Below are 19,980 nucleotides of genomic sequence, written 5' to 3'. Positions count from 1 at the left end.
TTGTCGCGCCACCATTCATCCCTCCCACTCACTGGATTGCCCTTTCGATGGCGGCCTTGGTGGCGGCAGGATCCGCCTGATACTTGATCAGATGCTTGTCGCCGTTTCGGGTGACGATCTGAACGAAGCTGCCCAAGGTGCGCACGGTTTCGATCTGGTTGAGCGTCATCCTGCGCTGACCGGGTCCGACGAGGGCGCCGTCCCGGATTTCCCAGTTGGTGGCCAATTCCTCGGAGGCCAGATACCAGGCGCGCACGACGACTGCGGCCAGCCCGGCAGGCGCGCCGGTCCAGATATAGGGGTTGCCGATCAGCCAAAGAACCGCCATTGCTGCAGCCATGGCAAAGGCGGCAAGCCACGCATTGGTGCGGATATAGGCCTGTTTGTCAGCGGGAAAGCGGGTCACCTCACCAGCCACAGAACACCTCCGACAATGAGAGCCATGATCACGGCGAACAGCGCAAATCCGATCCGCCGGGCTTGGGCACGGGCCTGACGGGGTGGGACGCGCGGCGCGGAGTAGGGTTTTGCACTTTCGTTTTCGATGGGTTGCCCGGCCCAGTTCGTGGTCGCTTCAGTGAAAAGTCCAGCCAGTTGCACCCTTGGGTCAGGGTTCAATACAGTAGCGCGCCCATTGAACGCCTTGCTGCGTATAACCATGACCCAACCTGCGATCGCATCAAGTTTTACCCGATCAAGCTGGCCGTCGGAAATGCCGCAACCCTCGGTCAGGTATCCATAGAGGCCTAGTTCCGCCAGATCGGAAACGGGGAATACCTCGATCTGTGAATGGTCCAAGCCTTGTATGTTCAGAACCTGTTCCGCCGCGCCCGGTTCACGCAAAAACCGTGCCTCTTCGGCACGCATGTCGAGCGTGAACAAACGTAAAACGCCTCGTTCGCTTGGGGCGACGGTCAATCCACTCATGCGGCCTCGCGCAAATTGCGGGCCAAAAGCTCCATCGCGGCCATGCGGACGGCGACGCCCATTTCCACCTGCTCCTGAATAACCGAGCGATTGATGTCGTCCGCCAGTGTGCCGTCGATCTCGACGCCCCGGTTCATCGGGCCAGGATGCATCACGATGGCGTCCGGTTTCGCGAGCGAGAGCTTATCTGCATCAAGGCCGTAGCGGTGATAGTACTCTCTCTCGGATGGGATGAACCCGCCATCCATCCGCTCTTTCTGAAGCCTCAACATCATCACGACGTCCACGTCCTGAAGGCCTTCGCGCATGTCATCATACACCTCGGCGCCGAATTCGGCGAAATGGCCGGGAACCAGTGTCGGCGGACCGATCAAGCGGATGCGGTTTTCCATCTTGCCCAGCAGAATCAAGTTCGAGCGTGCCACGCGGGAATGAGCAATATCACCGCAAATTGCCACGTTTAGCCGGTGGAGCCGCCCCTTGGCGCGGCGGATGGTCAAAGCATCGAGCAGCGCCTGCGTCGGATGCTCGTGCCGTCCGTCGCCTGCGTTCAAAACAGCGCAGTTGACCTTCTGCGACAACAGGTCCACCGCGCCGGAATGCGGATGCCGCACCACCAGCAGATCGGGATGCATCGCGTTCAGGGTCATCGCCGTGTCGATCAGTGTTTCCCCCTTCTTGATCGAACTGGCTTGCATCGCCATGTTCATCACATCCGCGCCCAGCCGCTTTCCCGCCAGTTCGAAGCTGGCCTGCGTTCGTGTGGAGTTTTCAAAGAACATGTTGATCTGCGTCAGGCCCGCCAGAACATCGGCGCGTTTGGCCGATTGGCGGTTAAGCTCTACGTATTTCTCAGCCAGATCCAGAATGGCGGTGATGTCAGCGGGTGAAAGCTGTTCGATGCCAAGAAGGTGACGATGGGCGAAACTCATGGGGCGAACTCCGATCAGACATTCGGGCCGCTTATAGAAAGGACGCGCCGGTCGGGCAACATGATCTAACGGTCCTTCGTGTTTTCCTTTTGCGGCAGTTCCTCGCAGCCTCCATCCTGGGTGCAAGCAAAGCCCGGTTTGCACCATTTCCCATAGCCGCAATCAATGGCGCGAACCGGGACGCAACCTTGATGAGCCGAGCACTTGAAACCGGGGCGGCATTGCGACCCGGTTTCCGGGCACAAGAACCAATCCGGACGAGAACAGCCACCATTCGGCAAACAGGTCGATCCGCCGGGGCACACGCGACCATCCTTGCAAGTATTGCCTGACGGTGCTTGAAGTTTCGGTTCCTCCTGGCGCACGCATTCCCCAGTAGCAGTACAGATCATTCCCGGCCCGCAAGTCAGGCCGGAGGTGCACTTGCCAGATCCTTTCGGAGCGCACCGCGTTCCACCCGCGACGCATTCTTCAAACGGCCCGCAGGAACGACCGCCGCCGCAATATGTGCCGCCAGAGGGGATGCAGTGACCATCCCAACTGCATCTTTCGGAAAGGTTGCAGCAATTCGATTGGCCGCACTGCAATTTCCCTGCCGGACATTGATTGTGGAAGTTGGCGAGTGCCGATTGGTTACTCGCGAGAACGAGAGCAATTATCGACACGAAGAGCAGCGATTTAATATACATGATAAACAATTAGTTTGGTGTGTCTTGAGCAGATGACAAGGGCAATTCGCTTTCCCTCTTCGTTCAAGCGGTTAGATTGATTGCTATGGAATCGGTACTGGATCATCATACGGCTCGCGCTCTGCTGGAATGGCAGATCGAGTTGGGCGCAACCGAAGCCATCGGAGATGATCCGGTGGACCGGTATGCTTTACCCGACACGACGGCACAGCCCAAGGCAACTGTTCCAACTCCAGAGGTCAACGTAAAACCGAAGGATGCCGATGCGACCGAGGTTGCGCAAAGATCGGCGCGAAGTGCAAACTCATTGCCAGAGTTGCGCGCGGCAATGGATGCATTTGATCTGTGCGAATTGAAACGCGGGGCACGGCAACTGGTCTTTGCAGACGGAACACCAGGCGCGCGCGTCATGATCATTGGCGAAGCTCCGGGGCGTGATGAAGACCGGGAGGGCCGCCCATTTGTAGGACGCGCGGGTCATTTGCTGGACCGGATGCTGGCAGCGATCGAACTAGACCGCAGCAAGAACGTATATATCACCAACGTTTTGCCGTGGCGACCTCCGCAAAACCGCGATCCTAAACCCGACGAGATTGGAATGATGAAACCGTTTCTCGAGCGGCATGTCGCATTGGCAAAGCCAGCGGTTCTGGTGCTAATGGGAAATATCAGCTGTCAGGCGGTACTGGGAAAGCGCGGTATAACCCGGTTGAGAGGGCAGTGGGAACAAGCAATGAACCTGCCGGTCATACCGATGTTTCACCCTGCATATCTGCTTCGCCAGCCTCATATGAAAAGGCAGGCCTGGGCGGATCTTCTGGTGCTCAAGGAACGGCTTGAGGAAGCGAAATGAAAATTCTTGCGTTCTCTGACCTTCATATGGCGCGGACGCGAGCCGCCGATTTAGTGGTGGCCAGTAACGATGCTGATCTGGTGATCGGCGCCGGGGACTATTGCAATATGCGGCATGGGCTGGATGAAGCGATGGAGATGCTTTCCAGAATATCAGCCCCTCTGGTTCTGGTGCCGGGAAACGCGGAAAGTGCGGAAGAATTGGACACAGCCGCTCACGAAGGCGCGCACGTATTGCACGGCCACGGAATGACCGTGGATGGGGTGCGCATGTTCGGGCTGGGTTATGGCGTACCGGTTACACCCTTTGGCGACTGGTCTTGCGATCTGACCGAGGCTGAAGCGACAGAGTTGTTGGACCGCTGCAAGGATACCGATATCCTCATCACCCATTCCCCGCCAAAAGGGATCGGGGACAAAACCTCGCAAGGGGTGTCGGTGGGATCGGTTGCGGTGCGCAATGCGATCGAACGCATTCAGCCCTCATTGGCTTTTTGTGGGCATATCCACGACAGTTGGGGCGCTCGCGGAAAAATGGGTCGGACCGAAATTGCCAATCTCGGCCCGACTATCAATTGGTTTTCACTGAAATGATCGACCCAGTTGTTTTTTGGACATTCGTTCCGGCGGCGCTGGCGCTGAACCTGACGCCTGGGGCGGACATGATGTTTTGCTTGGGGCAGGGTCTGCGTTCAGGTCCTCGCGCTGCGGCGGCTGCAAGCGCTGGGATTTCGACCGGTTCGATGGTGCACGTCACGCTGGCCGGGCTAGGGTTGGGGGCGGTTGTCGAGGCGGCACCGGTTCTGTTCGACGCCATCCGCTGGCTTGGCGTTTCTTATTTGCTTTGGCTCGCCTGGGGCGCCATACGATCTGGAACGGTATCGCCGGACATTGCGACAAGGCCTGCCAACCATTCTTTTCGCGACGGTTTAATGGTGAATCTGACAAACCCCAAGGTTATCCTGTTTGTTCTTGCTTTCATCCCGCAATTTGTGAACCCGAATGCCGGATCAATCCTGCCACAGTTTTTGATCTTTGGCATGGTCCTTGCGTTCGGGGGGTTTTTCATCAACGCCGGAGTTGGTTTCTTTGCGGGCGCGATGCGCCGGAAGCTAACGAACAACCCTGCGATTTCACGCGTATTGGGCTGGGTTTCAGGGTGCCTGTTCGCGGCCCTCGCCCTACGCTTGGCTATCCTGGAAAGGTCCTGATCCGATGTCCCGCATCGACGAAAGCAAAGATTTCATTCCTGTCCGCATTGCGGTTCTCACCGTTTCTGACACCAGATCCATCGAGGAGGACCGATCGGGCAAGACACTTGTCGATCGCATTGAGAAGGCCGGGCATGTAGTGGTCGACCGGAAAATTCTGAAAGACGAAAGAACCGAGATTGCGGAGCAACTGCGCGTATGGGTGGCCGACCCCGGAATTGACGTTGTGATCTCGACCGGCGGCACTGGATTGACCGGGCGAGACGTGACCGTCGAGGCGCACAGGGACGTGTACGAGAAGGAGATCGAGGCCTTCGGCACCGTCTTCACGATGATTTCGATGGAAAAGATCGGTACATCGGCCGTGCAATCCCGCGCCACTGGCGGAGTGGCGGGTGGAACCTATCTGTTTGCCCTGCCGGGCAGTCCTGGCGCCTGCAAGGATGGTTGGGACGGGATACTGGAAAAGCAGCTCGATTACCGCCACATGCCATGCAATTTCGTCGAGATCATGCCGCGATTGGACGAACACAAGCGACGGAAGTAGACTGGTCATACGTTTCACTGCCTGTAAACGCTTTGTGGCTTGGCATTTTTTGCAGTCCGGCTACTTACTTGTGAGGGCACTTAGAAATGATCGGAGCAATGTGACCGATGCGATTCTTGCGGCAAAGCCTTATTGGGGTATTTCTGGCCTCGATGACGCTTGCCCTACTGTTATATGCGGCGCAATTGGTCACTGGCGCAGTACAGGACTTCGTAAACAAGGAAAACCCGGCTCCGCCGTCGCGTGAACGAATCTTTGCGGTCAACGTCGTGACTGCCGAACTGGAAACGGTGACTCCTTATCTGGACGTTTTTGGCGAAGTACAAAGCCGACGTCGGCTCGAATTGCGGGCTGCAACCGGAGGCAGGGTGATCTGGTTGTCGGAAAACTTCGAAGAGGGCGGCGCGGTATCTGCAGGGCAGGTTCTGATTGAATTGGATCCTGCTGACGCGCAATCGGCTTTGGATCGTGCCGAATCGGATCTTCTGGATGCTCAGGTTGAAGAACGAGACGCCGAAAGATCACTGGTTTTGGCACGGGATGAATTGAAGGCAGCGGCGGAACAGTCCGCTTTGCGCGACCGTGCGCTTCAGCGTCAGCGCGATCTCGAAGAACGTGGGTTTGGTTCTGCCACGGCAGTTGAGACTGCAGAACTGGCAGCGGTATCGGCGCGTCAGGCCACCCTCGCCCGCAGGATCGCAGTAGCGCAAGCTGAGGCGCGGGTCGACCAGACGGAAACGCGACTGGCCCGCGCCCGCATTGCGCTTGATGCCGTAAAACGCGACCTTGACGATATGACGGTGCGCGCACGTTACGATGGGACTCTCAGTGGTGTGACATTAGTAGAAGGACGACTGGTGTCGGCCAATGAAAAGCTGGCCGAATTGGTTGACCCCTACGCTTTGGAAGTCGCCTTTCGGGTGTCGACTGCGCAATATGTACGATTGCTTGATGCAAAAGGTGTTCTGATCGAAGCCCCCGTGACCGTTTCGCTGGAGGTCACCGGAACCGATCTCACGGCAACTGGCAGGATCAGCCGAGACAGCGGCTCGGCCGGAGAGGGGCAGTCCGGACGCCTTATCTTTGCCCGCCTTGACGAGGCCCCCGGATTCAAACCCGGAGATTTCGTGACGGTATCGGTACAGGAAAACCCTGTTGAACAGGTAGCACGTCTTCCGGCTTCGGCACTGGACGCGTCGGGTACTGTGCTGGTGCTTGGTCGTGACGAACGTCTCGAAACACTCCCGGTGCAATTGGTGCGCCGCCAAAAGGACGAAGTGCTGGTGCGAGGCGAAGGGCTGGAAGGGCGCGAGGTTGTTATTGGCAGGACACCTTTGCTCGGAAAGGGCGTGCGGGTGCGTCCGTTGCGGACAGAGGCCAGTACCGCGCTTGATCCGGGCATGGTTGAACTGACCGACGAGCGCCGGGCGCTCTTGGTCGCCGCGGTCGAAGCAAATGACCGTCTTGCTCCTGACGACAAGGCACGGGTCCTGAATCAATTGGCCGAAGCACGCGTACCCGCACAGCTGGTGCATCGTATCGAAGCGCGGTCCGGGGGATAAGTTCGATGATCCGCGAAATCCCCAGCGCAGCCGGTGGAGTTATCAGCTATTTCACGCGTCATCGCACAATCGCAAACCTGCTTTTGATCATCATGTTGGTGATGGGGGCCGCCGCGATTCCGAATATGCGGGCTCAATTTTTCCCTGATGTCATCACGGAGCAGGTCGAGGTCACAGTCGAATGGGAAGGAGCCGGGCCTGAAGATGTAGACAACGCCATCGTGCAAGTTTTGGAACCTGCCCTGTTGGCGGTGGATGGGGTGCAGAGCTCGGAATCCAGATCGCGAGAAGGTGATGCGAGGATTGAGCTGGAATTCGAACCGGGTTGGGATATGTCGCGCGCCGTTGATGAGGTCCAAACCATCATCGACGGTGTAACCAACCTGCCCGAAGATGCCGAAGAGCCAAGCGTCCGGCGTGGCGGGTGGCGCGACAGGGTCACGGATGTCGTCGTTACTGGCCCAGTGGACACGGGGCGGCTGGCGCTATTCACCGACGAACTGATCACCCGCCTCTTCAAGGCCGGTGTTACGCGCACCACGATCCGGGGAATTGCGGCGCCGCGTATCGTGGTCGAGGTGCCGACAGCGCAATTGATTGCCAACGACATCAGCATGGCCGAAATTGCAGCGGCCATCGCTGCCGAGGTTGATGCGAATCCTGCAGGAGACGTGAGTGGGGCGAATGCCCGGATTCGAACCGGTATCGAAAAACGCACGCCTGAAGAGATCCGTGGCATCGCCTTGCGCACATTTGCGGATGGCTCCACGCTGACAATCGAGGACGTGGCCGACGTGCGGATCGAGGGTGTGACACGCAATCGCAGCTACTATGTGGGCGAACATCCGGCCATGTCCGTCCGCGTGGATCGATCCGATCGCGGTGATGCCATTGCGATCCAGCGCACTGTCGAAGAAGTCGTGACCCAGATGCAGGCCAGTCTTCCGGATGGGGTTACGGTCGAATTGATCCGAACCCGCGCCCAGGCAATAACGGATCGCCTCAACATTCTGGTCGACAATGGCCTCATGGGATTGGCCCTTGTAGTGTGCCTGCTGTTTTTGTTTCTCAACGCCCGTATCGCGTTCTGGGTGGCAGCCGGTATTCCAGTTGCGATGTTTGCGGCCATTTCATTCATGTATTTGGCTGGATTGTCGCTCAACATGGTGTCGCTGTTCGGCCTGATCATTACGCTCGGCATTGTTGTGGATGATGCGATTGTGGTTGGTGAACACGCGGATTTTCGGGCGCGTCGGTTGGGTGAAATTCCGGTTACCGCCTCTGAACGCGCTGCTTCTCGTATGGCGATGCCGGTCTTTGCCGCCACGGTAACCACCGTTATCGCCTTCTTCGGCCTGACGGCTATCGGTGGTCGGTTCGGTGAGTTGATATATGACATTCCCTTTACCGTGATCGCGGTGTTGCTGGCGTCCCTGATCGAATGCTTCCTGATCCTGCCGAACCACTTGTCCCATGCGATCGCTCACTCTGCGAAAGAGCACTGGTATGATCTGCCCAACCGTGTCGTCAACCGGGGCTTTCGATGGGTGCGCGACCACCTCTTCCGCCCGCTGATCGCGTGGGTCATCTGGGCGCGATACGTTGTTTTGGCCGGAGTGGTGGTCGTCCTGGCGAGCCAGCTTGCCCTGTTCATTCGGGGCGACGTGAACTGGCGGTTTTTCAACGCGCCCGAACGGGGTTCCGTTACTGGCAACTTCATCATGGTCGAAGGTGCCACGCGTGCAGATACGTTTGCCATGATGCGAGAATTACAGCGTGCAACCGAAGAGCTTGGGAAGATCTACGAGGAGCGGCACGGGCGAAATCCAATAGACTATGTTCTGGCAGAGGTCGGGGGCAACGCGGGATGGGGCCTGTCTGCTGCCGAAGGCAAAGACATTGATCTGCTGGGTGGAATTTCGGTCGAGTTGATCGACGCTGATCTTCGTCCCTATTCCAGCTTTGAATTTGTTGGAGAGTTGCAGGATTTCGTGAACCGCCACCCGATGACCGAGTTTTTGACTTTCCGGGGCTACCGGTCGGGGCCTGCCGGCGATGCAATCGATGTGCAGTTCTCCGGGTCAGAGGTCGGAACGCTCAAGGCCGCTTCAGAAGATTTGCAAGCGGCCCTGATGAGATACTCCGAAGTTTCGGCGTTGGAGGACAACCTTGCCTATGACAAGGAAGAATTTATTCTGGATTTGACGCCCCGAGGGCAGGCGCTTGGTTTTACCATTGAAACCCTTGGGCGCGCTTTGCGAAACCGTCTTAACGGGATCGAGGCGGCCACTTTCCCGGATGGGCCGCGCAGCGCCGAGATACGTGTGGAACTTCCAAAGGACGAACTGACCGCCGATTTTCTGGAGCACACGCTCATGCGCACACCAATGGGTGTATATGTTCCGCTGGCTGATGTGGTCTCGGTGCGGCGCGAAGTCGGGTTCTCAACCGTACGTCGTGAAAACGGGCTGCGCGTCATTTCAGTGATCGGCGATATTGCCGAAGATGACCCGGCCCGCGCGGCAGAAATCGCAGCCGCGCTCGAAAACGAGATCCTGCCCAAAATTGCCAGCGAACGTCAGGTCGAATGGCGCATGGCCGGATTGAGCGAGCAGGAGGACGAGTTTCTCAAGGAAGCGCGCACCGGTCTGATCCTGTGTTTGACAGGAATTTATCTTGTGCTGGCATGGGTGTTCGCGAGTTGGACCCGACCATTGGTGGTAATGGCAATCATACCTTTCGGATTGGTGGGAACGATCTGGGGGCACTACATTTGGGAGGTGCCGCTCTCCATGTTCACTGTTGTCGGATTGCTCGGGATGATAGGTATCATCATCAACGACTCAATCGTTCTGGTGACGACGATTGATGAATATCAGCGGGACAGGGGGCTGATTCCGTCGATCATCGACGGAGCGGCGGATCGTCTTCGTCCGGTCATGTTGACCACTATGACGACGGTTCTGGGTCTTGCGCCCTTGCTTTACGAGCAATCCCAGCAGGCGCAGTTTCTAAAACCCACGGTGATCACGCTAGTATACGGGCTGGGGTTCGGTATGATGCTTGTTCTGTTCGTTGTTCCAGCGCTTCTCGCGATACAGCGCGATTTCGCCCGCCCGTTGATGGCGCTGCGCCGGGCTATTCGTGGTCCGGACCCTTTGGTGCGATCAACGGTGGCGGGCACAGGTGTTCTGATGCTGATCTGGATGGGTATCACAATGATATGGCCGCTTGTCTATAATGGCTTGCCCGGATTTCTGACCCAATTCGCACCAGTTCTGGAAACAGCAAGCCTCGCGCAGGCGGGCTTGGGATTATTTGTGCTCGGTGCGCTGATTATTCTGTTTGCCTCGGTGGTGATATCGGCGCTGCTATATCCACGGTTGGCGTCGCGAACCAAAACGTAATGACTGTGGCTAGTTACTCGCCCGCTCAAGTGCCGTAAGCAAAAGATCGGGAACCCGGGCGCTCATCGGCAAAGCGTTCCCACGAATTTTGTCGACAGGAAACCACCCGGCATCCATTGCGTCATCCCCGGCAACAGGTGCTCCACTGATATAATGGCACGTAACCGCGACAAGCAGATAGTGGCTGACGACATTCCCGCAGTCATCGCGCCGCAGCAAATCCAGGTTATCGAGGTACTGCACCGGTTCAGCAATGACACCGGCCTCCTCCTGCAATTCCCGTGCTGCAGCCTGCATCACCGTCTCACCCCATTCCACATGGCCGCCGGGAAAACCCCACAGGCCGGCGTCCGGTTGTTTGCCGCGCTGCACCAAAAGAACGTGACCGTCATGAATGACGACAGCCAACGCTCCGATGGAGGGTGTCCGGCTCATGTTCTAGCCAGCTGTGCAACCCTGAATATCGACCGCATGATTGGACCCAAGCACCGTGATCCGGATTTCCGAGCGGTCCAGCGCAAAAGCGGACGAAGAGTTGCTGATGAGTTCGGAACTGGCGACCAGTTTGTTTCCCTGTCGCGTCGTTTGCGTTTCCGATGTCCAAAGCGACGGATCGCCCGACTCAATAACTGCGACCTCTTCCCCGCCCGCCGGGGGCATGGCGATGTGCGCTTCTATCCGCATTCCGTTCTGAGTCGGCTTCAGGTGGCAGCTGGCCGACTGAACACCTGCTTCGCGCTCGGAATAGGGTCGCTGGGCCATCGCAGCGGCAATGGCCGGATTGCGCCCGGCTGTCCCTGACAGCGTATGATCAAAGCCAAGGTTGCCGGGAACACAGACGTCCTTGCAAACGCCGAAATCCATCTCACCCCTCAGTCGTACGGGCTGACCTGGTTTGGCGGGGGTAATCTCGACCGGCAGTACCAATTGGTCCTTGTACCCGATTGACCGCAGCCCGTTCTGATCGAATACGTGCGGGGTTGGCCAGGTAATCGAAATCTCGCCGATATTGTCCGACCCGTTCCAGTTGAACTGAGGCGGAATGCCTGCATCGCCCGGCGCGCGCCAATATGTTTTCCATCCCTCGGCAAGTGTCAGCCGAATAGCCCCCAGATAGGTGCCATTCTTTGTTGACCCACCATCCAGGATTTCAAGCCTCACCACATCATCAAGCCCGCCTGCCAAAGCAGGCATTGCGAACGAAATACAGGCGGTCAGGGCGCAGGACGCCAGTTTTTTCAACTTCAACATAGTGAATACATGCGCCTTGAATCGGGAAATGCCAAGTCACGTTCAGGTCAGGAATGTGAAATCTGAGAAAATTGGTGCCCCATACCTTGCAAACCGCGGTGCAGGAGGGCCATTGTTTAAAGATAAGCAGGGAAAGAGTGTTCGCATGGATCTAACCGGAAAACTGTTGATCGCGATGCCTGGTATGGGGGATCCGCGCTTCGATCATTCGGTGATTTATCTTTGCAGCCATAGCGACGACGGGGCGATGGGACTGATCGTCAACAAGCCCGCCGATCTTCGAATCAAGGCGCTCCTGTCGCAGTTGAACATTGCCTGCGAAATCCCGGTTGTGGGTGAACGGCTCGTGCGGTTTGGCGGGCCGGTAGAAACGTCTCGCGGTTTCGTGCTGCACAGCTCGGACTACGAGGCGAACCTGCACTCAATGCCGGTAAAGAGCGGGTTCAGCATGACTGCCACCCTGGATATTCTCGAAGACATCGCTGCCGGACGAGGCCCTGCAGAGGCGATGCTGATGCTGGGGTATTCCGGCTGGGGCCCCGGACAATTGGAAGACGAGATTTCCATGAACGGGTGGCTTACCACCGATGCCTCGCCCGAGCTGGTTTTTCAGGTGGCCGATGATGAGAAATGGGAGGCCGCTCTGGCGACACTTGGCGTCGATCCGCTGACACTTTCCGCCAGTGCGGGTCACGCCTGATCAGGTTAGCCTGGGTGCAGCGGCGCGGCGCAGGCGATCGTTGATCGCTGCACCCAGGCCGGTTTCCGGAATGCGCGTGACGGCAATCGGGCGACCGGTTTCGTTCAACTGGTGCAAGGCCGAAAACAGGTTGGCTGCGGCTTCCGACAAATTGCCTGTCTTCGAAAGGTTCAAGTCGCATTCGACGGGTCCAAAGCCCAGCAGGATTTCGTCCCCGCGCCTGGTGCGCACATTCAACCGAACCGGTGCGTCCGGGGCATAGTGCGACAACAGTTGGCCCGGCGCGGAAACTGCACCGCCTGTCTCATAGTGTTGCAAAGGTGCTTCAAGACACGCCTCGATCTGCTCCGCCGCTATTCCTCCGGGGCGCAATAGCGTCGGGTCCCCTGCCAGCCCTACAATGGTCGATTCCAATCCCACACCACAGGGGCCGTCGTCCAGCACCGCGGCGATCCTTCCGTCAAGGCCAAAGCGCACGTGCTGTGCTGTAGTCGGGCTGATGCGCCCCGATGGGTTGGCCGAGGGCGCGGCGACCGGACCGTCGAATGCAGTCAATAGCGCGCGCGCCGTCGCATGGGCCGGGACGCGAACCGCCAAGGTATCCAGCCCGGCAGTCACGAGCGAGGAAACTCCATGCCCCGGTCGCAGCGGCAATACCAGTGTCAACGGACCGGGCCAGAAGGCATCGGCCAACTTCTGCGCCTCATCGCTCCATTCAACATAACGCCGCGCGGCTTCGATTGACGCCACGTGGGCGATCAGGGGGTTGAAGCTGGGCCGGCCTTTGGCAGCATAGATGGCCGCGACGGCTTCTCCGTTCGAGGCGTCGCCCCCCAATCCATAGACCGTTTCCGTGGGAAACGCGACCAGTTGCCCGTCCCGCAGCAATTCTGCGGCGCGGTTTAGCCCCGCAAGATCGGCGGTCAGGTATTCGGTGACGCAGGAGTTCATAGGCAGTGACGCGGCGTTTTGGTTGCTTGCAAGATCATGTTGGTTAGGTAATCGATCAAGCTCCGATGCTTACCGACGCCAGCAGCGGAATCCAAGCCCGCGCTTGTGAAAGCCGAGAATAACCTCCGAGGAAAGCCATGCCCTATCGCGCCCCCACCTCCGATTATGAGTTCCTGTTCGATCACGTGGTCGGCTTTGATCAGGTGGCGGCGAGTGATTTGTTTGCCGAAGCCAGCCGGGATGTTGTCAGCGCCATTCTGACCGAGGCCGGCAAAATGTGCGAAGAGGTCATGTCACCGTTGCAACGCCCCGGTGATCTGGAACCTGCCCGGCTGGAAAACGGCGTGCTGCGCACCACTCCCGGTTATGCGGACGGATGGAAGGCGATTTCTGATGGTGGTTGGATCGGGATGAGTAGCGATCCGGAGCATGGCGGCATGGGCCTGCCGACAACTGTAGCGACCGCCGTCAACGAAATGATGAGCGCTGCCTGCCTGTCGCTGCAGCTGGCTCCGTTGATGAGCCAGGGCCAGATCGAAGCACTGGAGCATCATGCAAGCGACGAAATCAAGGCACTATATCTGCCCAAGCTGATATCGGGCGAATGGTCGGGAACAATGAACCTGACCGAAGCGCAGGCAGGCTCGGATGTCGGGGCGCTGTCATCCAAGGCCGAACCCAACGGCGATGGAACCTATGCTGTCAGCGGACAAAAGATATTCATCTCGTGGGGCGACAACGATTTTTGTGACAACGTGTGCCATCTGGTTCTCGCGCGCCTGCCAGAAGGCATGCCCGGAACCAAGGGGATTTCGCTGTTCTTGGTGCCCAAGTTCATACCGGATGAAAACGGAGACCCCGGCGTTGCAAACAGCCTCAAGGTCGTATCGCTGGAACACAAGCTGGGCCTGCATGGCTCTCCCACCTGTGTGATGCAATACGACCGGGCGACGGGATGGCTCGTCGGCGCGGAACATGGTGGTATGGCGGCGATGTTCACCATGATGAACAATGCCCGGCTTGGTGTCGGCGGTCAGGGCGTCGGTGTAGCCGAGGGGGCCTATCAGCATGCCTTGGCCTATGCGTTGGAGCGTAAACAGGGCAGGACGCCTTCGGGGACGATCATAGACCATGCGGATGTGCGCCGGATGCTATTGGAGATGCGTGCCGACGTATTTGCGTCTCGTGCGATCCTGCTGGCGAACGCCGTCGCAATCGACATGGCCAAGGCCACCGGAGATGCGGAATGGACAGTGCGGGCTGCGTTGCTGACGCCCATTGCCAAGGTTTTTGGCACTGAAACTGGAATACGAGTGGCCGAGACCGGAGTACAGGTACATGGCGGCATGGGTTTTATCGAGGAAACTGGCGCGGCTCAGTATTACCGAGACGTGCGCGTGACCGCGATCTACGAGGGTACGAACGGTATTCAAGCGATGGACCTGGTCGGTCGCAAAATGATGGACGGCGGCGAGGCGGCCTCGAAGTTGCTGGATGAAATCGAGGCGCAGGCCGAAGCCGCACGCGCCAGGTTGCCCGAACTGGCTGGGCCGGTTTGGGAAGCCACTGAATCTTTGCGTGAGGCGACCGAATGGTTTGTTGGCCAGGACGATATGACTGAACGCTTTGCCGGGGCTTTACCATATTTGCGTGCTTTTGCCCGAGTTCTGGGCGCGCATTATCACCTGTCGGCGGCTTTGGCCGATCCTGACGGGCCACGCGCCAAACTGGCCCGCTTCTATATCAATGTACTGCTGCCGGAACACACGGGTCTGTTGGTACAGGCACAAAATGGTTCGACCGACCTCTATGCGCTCAGCGCTGACGATTTGGCCGCCTGATGGATGGGGCGCAGTCGCCTGTCATGCAGTATCCTTGGGTAGAACCACCCCGAAGCGGAGAGGCCATCGAAGTGGCCGAAGGTGTCTTGTGGATGCGCCTGCCGCTTCCGATGAAGCTGGATCACGTCAATGTCTATGCACTGGATGACGGCGATGGCTGGACAATCATCGATACCGGGTTCTCTTCGAAAAAGACGCGCGGCATTTGGGAACAATTGATGGCCGGGCCGCTTGTTGGCAAGCCGGTGCGGCGCGTCGTAGTCACGCACCACCATCCCGATCATGTAGGTAACGCAGGATGGTTCCAATCCGTCCATGGGGCCGAGCTTGTCACGACGCGAACGGCCTGGTTGTTCGCGCGGATGCTGACGCTTGACGTGCAGGAAAGCTGGCCCAAGGAAACGCTCGACTACTACCGTAGCGCGGGGATGGCGCCGGAGGTGCTGGAAAAGCGCATGTCCGAGCGGCCATTCAACTTTGCCGACATGGTTTATCCGATGCCGCTTGGGTTCACGCGTATTCGGCAGGGCGAAGTTTTCCGCATGGGCGGTCGCAATTGGGACGTTCACATGGGCAACGGTCACGCCCCTGAACACGCGACATTCTGGAGCCGAGACGACAACCTGGTGATTACCGGCGATCAGATTCTCAGCTCGATCAGTCCCAATATAGGCGTCTATGCGACCGAACCTCTGGCTGATCCGGTGGCCGAGTGGCTGGAGGCGTGCGAGCGGCTGCAACCGCTGGCGCGACCGGACCACCTGACGCTGGGTGGTCACAAGCTGCCCTTCACCGGGTTGCCCACACGGATGCGGCAACTGATTGACAACCATCATGGGGCGCTGAAACGCCTGCTGCAGCACCTGGACACACCAAAGCCGGCCTCAGATTGCTTTGTTCCACTGTTCAAGCGAAACATCGGAGAGGGCGAATATGGGTTGGCTTTGGTCGAAGCGGTTGCGCATGTGAACCATCTCTACCACATTGGTGCGGTGACCCGGACGCGCCGAGCGGACGGGGCTTGGCTGTACCAACGCAACGGGTGAGAGATGGACGACAAGATCGAAACTTCTGCCGAGGCCGCCGAAGCCATGGCAATACCGCGTTGCCATGAGGTTCACGCCGACCCTGCTGCGGGTAATGGTCCCAAAGAATTGCCAAAGCCGCTACAGAAACCGATTGAGACCAAAAGTCCGGCGCAGTGGGCGTATGAGCGGTTGATCCTGTATATCCAGAATTTCGAAAAGCAGCTCGACAACAGTCAAGAGGTTGCAATGGGTTTTACCGGGGGCGATGCAGGTGTCCTGCGGATCGAGGGGATGGGTTATTTTGACCCCGATATCGTGACGTTCTATGGGTCCGATGCCACCGGGGCCAAAACCCAGCTTGTCCAGCATGTCAGTCAACTGAACGTGATGCTGCGGGCAATGCCCAAGACGGTCGAGGATGAACCGGCCCAACGCATCGGGTTCCGTCTGGCCGCAGATCTCGAAGGCGACTGACTTTTCTTGCTTTTCATCTGCCCACGTCGTTGAATGACTGCATTGTTCAGGAGTTCGACGCGTGACGCATTTTACAACAGTAACAAACGCATATCGGGTGTCATGGTCTCGCCGGCGGATTTTTGTGCCGCTTTACCTGGTTCTGCGCCTCATAACGCTGGCGGTGATTGCGCCGGCTTTGGCAATTGCCGTCAACCTTGCGGTTCTTCTCTCGGATCAGGCAGCCCTGACGGATCAGGACATTGCGATGTTCATCCTGTCCCCTGTCGGGTTTGTCGTTACGCTGGCCGTACTCAGCCTGTTTCTCGTGGCCGAGGTTCTGGGGTTGTCTGTCATGGCTGCGTGTTTGCGTATGAACGAAACCGACCTGTGGAATGCAGGGCGCTCGGCGCTGACACTTGTCGCCGCACGATTGCCTGGCCTGCTGGAATTCGCTGCGCGGTTCGTTCTGCGCGTGCTGCTTTTGGTTCTGCCGTTTGCTGCTGTCAGTGGGTTGATCGCTTGGTGGACGCTTACGGAATACGACATCAATTATTACCTGACTTTCCATCCGCCAGCTTTCTGGGTCGCGGTGGTACTGATTGGTGCGGTTCTGCTGGTCATGGCGTGGATTTTGATCTGGCGCCTGTCTGCCTGGGCCCTGTCGCTGCACTTGGTACTGTTTGAAAAGATCGCTCCGAAAGCGGCATTCGACGAAAGTGCGACACGGATGGCGGGGCATCAGGGCCGACTCAAGATCAAGCTGGTCTTGTGGCTGGCCGTGCGGATTGTGTTTGCAGCTATCATTGGCACAGTCGCAAGCGGTGTTCTTGGCCTCATTCCGCTGGACCAAGGTACGAACCTGCGCCTCGCTCTGACCATTTCTCTGGCCGTTGCAGGGCTGTGGTCCCTGGCTGGCTTGGTTTTGGCCGCGGTCGCTTTGGGTGCTCTGGCCGCTCTGCTGGACGGGTTTTATGTGGGCGAAGTCAAGCCGCAGGTGCCAGGAAAAGAGGGTAGCATCAAAACCCGTTTGATCGCCCTTGTTGGCATCTCGGGTCTGGCGGTTCTGGCCGGATTCTGGCTGAGCAACGGCTTGCTGGCAAATGTTCAGGCCAATGATGCGGTTGACGTGATTGGCCATCGCGGGGCCGCTGCGTTGCGGCCGGAAAACACCATGGCGTCGGTGCTGAAGGCTATCGACGACGGCGCTGACTGGGTTGAAATCGACGTGCAGGAAACGGCGGACGGAGTCGTTGTTGTCGCGCATGACAGCGATTTCATGAAACTGGCGCAGACCGATCTGAAAGTCTGGGATGCCACCATGTCGGATCTGGACGATATTGATATTGGCAGCTGGTTTGACCCGGAATATGCCGAGGAGCGTACCCCCACCCTTCGCGATGTGCTGGCGGCGGCGCGTGGGAATTCCAAGGTCATCATCGAGTTGAAGTATTATGGCCATGACGAAGATCTGGAAAACCGGGTTGTACAAATTGTCGAAGACCTCGGCATGGAAGACGATGTGGCCACCATGTCGCTGAAATACCCTGCTGTACAGAAAATGCGCGCCTTGCGACCTGACTGGCGAACGGGCGTGTTGGCGGCGACGGCTGTCGGCAACCTTGCCGGGCTGGATGCCGATTTCGTTGCCGTGAATGCCAACATGGCTTCACCCGGGCTGATCCGGTCAGTCCACGAGGCCGGTAAGGATTTTTATGTCTGGACGATAAACGACCCGATCCAGATGTCGCAAATGGCATCGATGGGGGTCGATGGGCTGATCACCGACAAACCGGCCCTGGCGCGGCGGGTTCTGGAATTACGGTCCCAACTGGGCCCGGCGGAACGGCTGATTCTGTGGCTTGCGGGAGAACTGGGGATGGAGATCGAGACCGAGAAGATGCGCGATGACAGTCCCTAAGGTATCTGCGCTTTTGTGTTGTCTGGCGGTGCAAGCGGGCGCACAGGAACTGATCCGAACGATCGAGCTACCGGCACACCGCGCATTGATGCTGGCCCGGGAAACGGTAGAGCTGCGGCCATTCGAGACCGACGGATGTTCAGGTGGCATGTCCTCGGTCTGGGGATTTGCCGCCGATATCTTTCCCGAGTTTGCCCGAACCTACGAGGAGGCGCCGCCGTGGGAAGATTGCTGCGTCACCCATGACAGGGCCTATCACGATGCGGGTGGCGCCGATCAGGCCGAAGACAGCTTTGATGCCAGGCTTGCAGCGGATGCGGAGTTGCGGGCCTGTGTGTTGCAAAATGGCGAGGAGCAAGCCGAACAAATTGCTGAACGCCTGAAGTCCAACCCCGAACGGGTTCTGCTGGCGTATGACGCGATTTCCGAAGCTATGTATCTGGCGGTTCGTTTCGGGGGCGGTCCATGCACCGGTACGCCATGGCGCTGGGGATATGGCTATCCCGGCTGCACCCCATTTGATACTTTGTCCCCTGCGCGCGATTGACGTCGTGACACAGGCGAGCGAATCCACTATCCAACGGTAAACACGCGAATAGGAACTGAAAACATGGCTGAATACAAACACGGCGATATGGACATCAAGGTACAGACCGAAACCTTTAACGGATTCGTCAAGTTCATGGTCTGGACTGTTGCGGTCATTCTGTTCATTCTGCTTTTCCTGGCGGTCTTCGCTTCCTGATCGGGCAAATTCTATCATGCGTCGATTGGTGATCGCATGCGCTTTGCTGCTCGCGGCGTCCGCCTGCACGAAACAAAGCGCGCCGCAGGCGGATTTCGAGACTATTGCGGCCGTTCGTTATCGCGATCCGGGGCCGGCCAAGTTGACGTTGTTCACGATGGTGAACAACCGCACGGGTTCGGGTGGACATGCCTCGCTTATGATCAACGCGTCTGAGCGGGTGATTTTCGATCCGGCGGGATCGTTCCGCGCCGATCGTGTGCCCGAGCGTGACGACGTGCTCTATGGTATCACACCGGCGGTCGAAAAGGCTTATCGAGGATCGCATGCGCGATCGACCTTTCACGTGGTTATCCAGGAACTGGAAGTGACGCCGGAACAGGCCGAGGCGGCCTATCGGCTGGCGAAACAGATGGGGCCTGTGCCCGGGGCATTCTGTGCCAACTATACCGGGCGGCTGCTCAGGCAAGTGCCGGGTCTGGAGGGGATAAAGCCGGTTCTGCAACCGGTGAAACTGGCCGATCAGTTCGGTGATCTGCCGGGTGCCATCACCGAGCGCTACTATGAAAACGATGACGAAGATCTGCAAAAGGGCATCGCGGCGAATAACGCGCAACTCAACGCCCAAGCACCGGCACAGAACTGACGTTCAGCCAAGAAAATAAAGCAAACCATAAAGCGTGGCCGCGCCCGAAAAGATCGCGGCCAGCACGTTCTTGGTCAACAGACCAACGACGATTGCCATAGCGGCGGCACTCATCCGGGGCAGATCGGGCTGTCCATCCGTGGCCGAGGGCCAGACTACCAGCGGTGCAATGAGGGCTGGAAGAACCGCCACGGCGGTATAGCGCAAGTGGCGCAGCAGCCACTCGGGCATCGGCCGGTCGCCGACCAGCCCGATAAAGACGAACCGCAACGCAAAGCTGCCGACCGCAAGACCGGCGATCACGATCCACATGGTGG

Annotated in this window: 21 protein-coding genes; 14 read left to right on the top strand and 7 right to left on the bottom strand. The window is 58.3% G+C overall.

The genetic code is table 11. The annotated features are described in order from the left end of the window. Positions 1 to 28: 28 nt before the first annotated feature. Genes AC2FLX_RS07035 through AC2FLX_RS07025 form a run of 3 tightly spaced genes read right to left on the bottom strand, consistent with a single transcriptional unit; the run spans position 29 to position 1,859 of the window. Entirely contained in the window at positions 29 to 418 is a 390-nt protein-coding gene (locus tag AC2FLX_RS07035) for a hypothetical protein (RefSeq protein ID WP_496748355.1), read from the bottom strand. Next, a complete protein-coding gene (locus AC2FLX_RS07030; protein ID WP_496809686.1) occupies positions 403 to 927 on the bottom strand; it encodes a hypothetical protein in 525 nt (174 codons plus the stop codon). Before AC2FLX_RS07030 ends, AC2FLX_RS07035 begins: the two co-directional genes overlap by 16 nt. Next, a complete protein-coding gene (locus tag AC2FLX_RS07025) occupies positions 924 to 1,859 on the bottom strand; it encodes an aspartate carbamoyltransferase catalytic subunit (RefSeq protein WP_480748665.1) in 936 nt (311 codons plus the stop codon). Before AC2FLX_RS07025 ends, AC2FLX_RS07030 begins: the two co-directional genes overlap by 4 nt. A gap of 774 nt (positions 1,860 to 2,633) precedes the next feature. Here AC2FLX_RS07025 and AC2FLX_RS07020 point away from each other — a divergent pair. The 6 genes from AC2FLX_RS07020 to AC2FLX_RS06995 all read left to right on the top strand — a co-directional run bounded on the left by AC2FLX_RS07020 (position 2,634) and on the right by AC2FLX_RS06995 (position 10,127). Continuing rightward, positions 2,634 to 3,401: a uracil-DNA glycosylase gene (locus AC2FLX_RS07020; protein ID WP_496809687.1), complete on the top strand. Its 768-nt coding sequence runs from the start codon at positions 2,634 to 2,636 to the stop codon at positions 3,399 to 3,401. After that, positions 3,398 to 3,994 carry a metallophosphoesterase family protein gene (locus AC2FLX_RS07015; protein ID WP_480748667.1) on the top strand — a complete coding sequence of 199 codons (597 nt, stop codon included), beginning with the start codon at positions 3,398 to 3,400 and terminating at the stop codon, positions 3,992 to 3,994. Before AC2FLX_RS07020 ends, AC2FLX_RS07015 begins: the two co-directional genes overlap by 4 nt. Continuing rightward, the gene (locus AC2FLX_RS07010; protein WP_496748312.1) at positions 3,991 to 4,611 is read left to right on the top strand and encodes a LysE family translocator; all 621 of its coding nucleotides are present in this window, start codon (positions 3,991 to 3,993) and stop codon (positions 4,609 to 4,611) included. The genes AC2FLX_RS07015 and AC2FLX_RS07010 overlap by 4 nt, the downstream gene beginning before the upstream one ends. 4 nt (positions 4,612 to 4,615) lie before the next feature. Further along, the gene (moaB, locus tag AC2FLX_RS07005) at positions 4,616 to 5,158 is read left to right on the top strand and encodes a molybdenum cofactor biosynthesis protein B (protein WP_496748311.1); all 543 of its coding nucleotides are present in this window, start codon (positions 4,616 to 4,618) and stop codon (positions 5,156 to 5,158) included. A gap of 107 nt (positions 5,159 to 5,265) precedes the next feature. Next, complete coding sequence (locus AC2FLX_RS07000; protein WP_496809688.1) at positions 5,266 to 6,720, top strand: efflux RND transporter periplasmic adaptor subunit; 1,455 nt, start codon at positions 5,266 to 5,268, stop codon at positions 6,718 to 6,720. 5 nt (positions 6,721 to 6,725) lie between these two features. Next, a complete protein-coding gene (locus AC2FLX_RS06995) occupies positions 6,726 to 10,127 on the top strand; it encodes an efflux RND transporter permease subunit (RefSeq protein ID WP_496809689.1) in 3,402 nt (1,133 codons plus the stop codon). Positions 10,128 to 10,136: 9 nt separating this feature from the next. Here AC2FLX_RS06995 and AC2FLX_RS06990 read toward each other — a convergent pair whose 3' ends face one another. Both AC2FLX_RS06990 and AC2FLX_RS06985 read right to left on the bottom strand, forming a co-directional pair. Then, on the bottom strand, positions 10,137 to 10,562 hold the full coding sequence (locus AC2FLX_RS06990; RefSeq protein WP_480748672.1) for an NUDIX hydrolase: 426 nt from the start codon (positions 10,560 to 10,562) through the stop codon (positions 10,137 to 10,139). A 3-nt stretch (positions 10,563 to 10,565) separates the two neighbouring features. After that, on the bottom strand, positions 10,566 to 11,378 hold the full coding sequence (locus tag AC2FLX_RS06985) for a protein-disulfide reductase DsbD domain-containing protein (protein WP_480748673.1): 813 nt from the start codon (positions 11,376 to 11,378) through the stop codon (positions 10,566 to 10,568). A gap of 145 nt (positions 11,379 to 11,523) precedes the next feature. Here AC2FLX_RS06985 and AC2FLX_RS06980 point away from each other — a divergent pair, with 145 nt between their 5' ends. Continuing rightward, a complete protein-coding gene (locus AC2FLX_RS06980; protein WP_480748674.1) occupies positions 11,524 to 12,078 on the top strand; it encodes a YqgE/AlgH family protein in 555 nt (184 codons plus the stop codon). On the opposite strand, the gene AC2FLX_RS06975 is transcribed toward AC2FLX_RS06980, so the two are convergent. Beyond that, positions 12,079 to 13,029, bottom strand: a complete 951-nt coding sequence (locus AC2FLX_RS06975) for an L-threonylcarbamoyladenylate synthase (protein WP_496748308.1) — start codon at positions 13,027 to 13,029, stop codon at positions 12,079 to 12,081. It lies immediately after the preceding gene. Positions 13,030 to 13,166: 137 nt separating this feature from the next. On the opposite strand from AC2FLX_RS06975, the gene AC2FLX_RS06970 reads away from it, so the two are divergent. The 7 genes from AC2FLX_RS06970 (at position 13,167) to AC2FLX_RS06940 (ending at position 19,663) form a co-directional block, all read left to right on the top strand. Continuing rightward, entirely contained in the window at positions 13,167 to 14,870 is a 1,704-nt protein-coding gene (locus tag AC2FLX_RS06970) for an acyl-CoA dehydrogenase (RefSeq protein ID WP_496809690.1), read from the top strand. Between the two features lie 23 nt (positions 14,871 to 14,893). After that, positions 14,894 to 15,916, top strand: a complete 1,023-nt coding sequence (locus AC2FLX_RS06965; protein ID WP_496809691.1) for an MBL fold metallo-hydrolase — start codon at positions 14,894 to 14,896, stop codon at positions 15,914 to 15,916. 3 nt (positions 15,917 to 15,919) lie between these two features. Next, positions 15,920 to 16,372 carry a DUF6173 family protein gene (locus tag AC2FLX_RS06960; protein WP_496807396.1) on the top strand — a complete coding sequence of 151 codons (453 nt, stop codon included), beginning with the start codon at positions 15,920 to 15,922 and terminating at the stop codon, positions 16,370 to 16,372. Positions 16,373 to 16,496: 124 nt separating this feature from the next. Then, positions 16,497 to 18,272: a glycerophosphodiester phosphodiesterase family protein gene (locus AC2FLX_RS06955; protein ID WP_496809692.1), complete on the top strand. Its 1,776-nt coding sequence runs from the start codon at positions 16,497 to 16,499 to the stop codon at positions 18,270 to 18,272. After that, entirely contained in the window at positions 18,259 to 18,819 is a 561-nt protein-coding gene (locus tag AC2FLX_RS06950; RefSeq protein ID WP_480748680.1) for a hypothetical protein, read from the top strand. The genes AC2FLX_RS06955 and AC2FLX_RS06950 overlap by 14 nt, the downstream gene beginning before the upstream one ends. Before the next feature lie 63 nt (positions 18,820 to 18,882). After that, positions 18,883 to 19,017, top strand: a complete 135-nt coding sequence (locus AC2FLX_RS06945) for an aa3-type cytochrome c oxidase subunit IV (protein WP_480748681.1) — start codon at positions 18,883 to 18,885, stop codon at positions 19,015 to 19,017. Positions 19,018 to 19,033: 16 nt separating this feature from the next. Beyond that, positions 19,034 to 19,663 (top strand): hypothetical protein, encoded by a 630-nt coding sequence (locus AC2FLX_RS06940; RefSeq protein ID WP_480748682.1) that lies wholly within the window; start codon positions 19,034 to 19,036, stop codon positions 19,661 to 19,663. A gap of 3 nt (positions 19,664 to 19,666) precedes the next feature. Here AC2FLX_RS06940 and AC2FLX_RS06935 read toward each other — a convergent pair. Then, positions 19,667 to 19,980, bottom strand: a 314-nt coding sequence (locus tag AC2FLX_RS06935) for an AzlD domain-containing protein (RefSeq protein WP_496875396.1), incomplete at its 5' end; no start/stop codon positions are given.

The sequence above is a fragment of the Ruegeria sp. YKSF57 genome (genome assembly GCF_059612585.1).
Note: the sequence above shows the minus strand (reverse complement) of the source record. Positions and strands in the feature narration are given on the sequence as shown.

Excerpts from the sequence above, each read along its gene's own strand:
- AC2FLX_RS07030 (WP_496809686.1), bottom strand. The coding sequence starts at position 927 with ATGAGTGGATTGACCGTCGCCCCAAGCGAACGAGGCGTTTTACGTTTG.
- AC2FLX_RS07025 (WP_480748665.1), bottom strand. The coding sequence starts at position 1,859 with ATGAGTTTCGCCCATCGTCACCTTCTTGGCATCGAACAGCTTTCACCC.
- AC2FLX_RS07020 (WP_496809687.1), top strand. The coding sequence starts at position 2,634 with ATGGAATCGGTACTGGATCATCATACGGCTCGCGCTCTGCTGGAATGG.
- AC2FLX_RS07015 (WP_480748667.1), top strand. The coding sequence starts at position 3,398 with ATGAAAATTCTTGCGTTCTCTGACCTTCATATGGCGCGGACGCGAGCC.
- AC2FLX_RS07010 (WP_496748312.1), top strand. The coding sequence starts at position 3,991 with ATGATCGACCCAGTTGTTTTTTGGACATTCGTTCCGGCGGCGCTGGCG.
- moaB (WP_496748311.1), top strand. The coding sequence starts at position 4,616 with ATGTCCCGCATCGACGAAAGCAAAGATTTCATTCCTGTCCGCATTGCG.
- AC2FLX_RS07000 (WP_496809688.1), top strand. The coding sequence starts at position 5,266 with ATGCGATTCTTGCGGCAAAGCCTTATTGGGGTATTTCTGGCCTCGATG.
- AC2FLX_RS06995 (WP_496809689.1), top strand. The coding sequence starts at position 6,726 with ATGATCCGCGAAATCCCCAGCGCAGCCGGTGGAGTTATCAGCTATTTC.
- AC2FLX_RS06990 (WP_480748672.1), bottom strand. The coding sequence starts at position 10,562 with ATGAGCCGGACACCCTCCATCGGAGCGTTGGCTGTCGTCATTCATGAC.
- AC2FLX_RS06985 (WP_480748673.1), bottom strand. The coding sequence starts at position 11,378 with ATGTTGAAGTTGAAAAAACTGGCGTCCTGCGCCCTGACCGCCTGTATT.
- AC2FLX_RS06980 (WP_480748674.1), top strand. The coding sequence starts at position 11,524 with ATGGATCTAACCGGAAAACTGTTGATCGCGATGCCTGGTATGGGGGAT.
- AC2FLX_RS06975 (WP_496748308.1), bottom strand. The coding sequence starts at position 13,029 with ATGAACTCCTGCGTCACCGAATACCTGACCGCCGATCTTGCGGGGCTA.
- AC2FLX_RS06970 (WP_496809690.1), top strand. The coding sequence starts at position 13,167 with ATGCCCTATCGCGCCCCCACCTCCGATTATGAGTTCCTGTTCGATCAC.
- AC2FLX_RS06965 (WP_496809691.1), top strand. The coding sequence starts at position 14,894 with ATGCAGTATCCTTGGGTAGAACCACCCCGAAGCGGAGAGGCCATCGAA.
- AC2FLX_RS06960 (WP_496807396.1), top strand. The coding sequence starts at position 15,920 with ATGGACGACAAGATCGAAACTTCTGCCGAGGCCGCCGAAGCCATGGCA.
- AC2FLX_RS06950 (WP_480748680.1), top strand. The coding sequence starts at position 18,259 with ATGACAGTCCCTAAGGTATCTGCGCTTTTGTGTTGTCTGGCGGTGCAA.
- AC2FLX_RS06945 (WP_480748681.1), top strand. The coding sequence starts at position 18,883 with ATGGCTGAATACAAACACGGCGATATGGACATCAAGGTACAGACCGAA.
- AC2FLX_RS06940 (WP_480748682.1), top strand. The coding sequence starts at position 19,034 with ATGCGTCGATTGGTGATCGCATGCGCTTTGCTGCTCGCGGCGTCCGCC.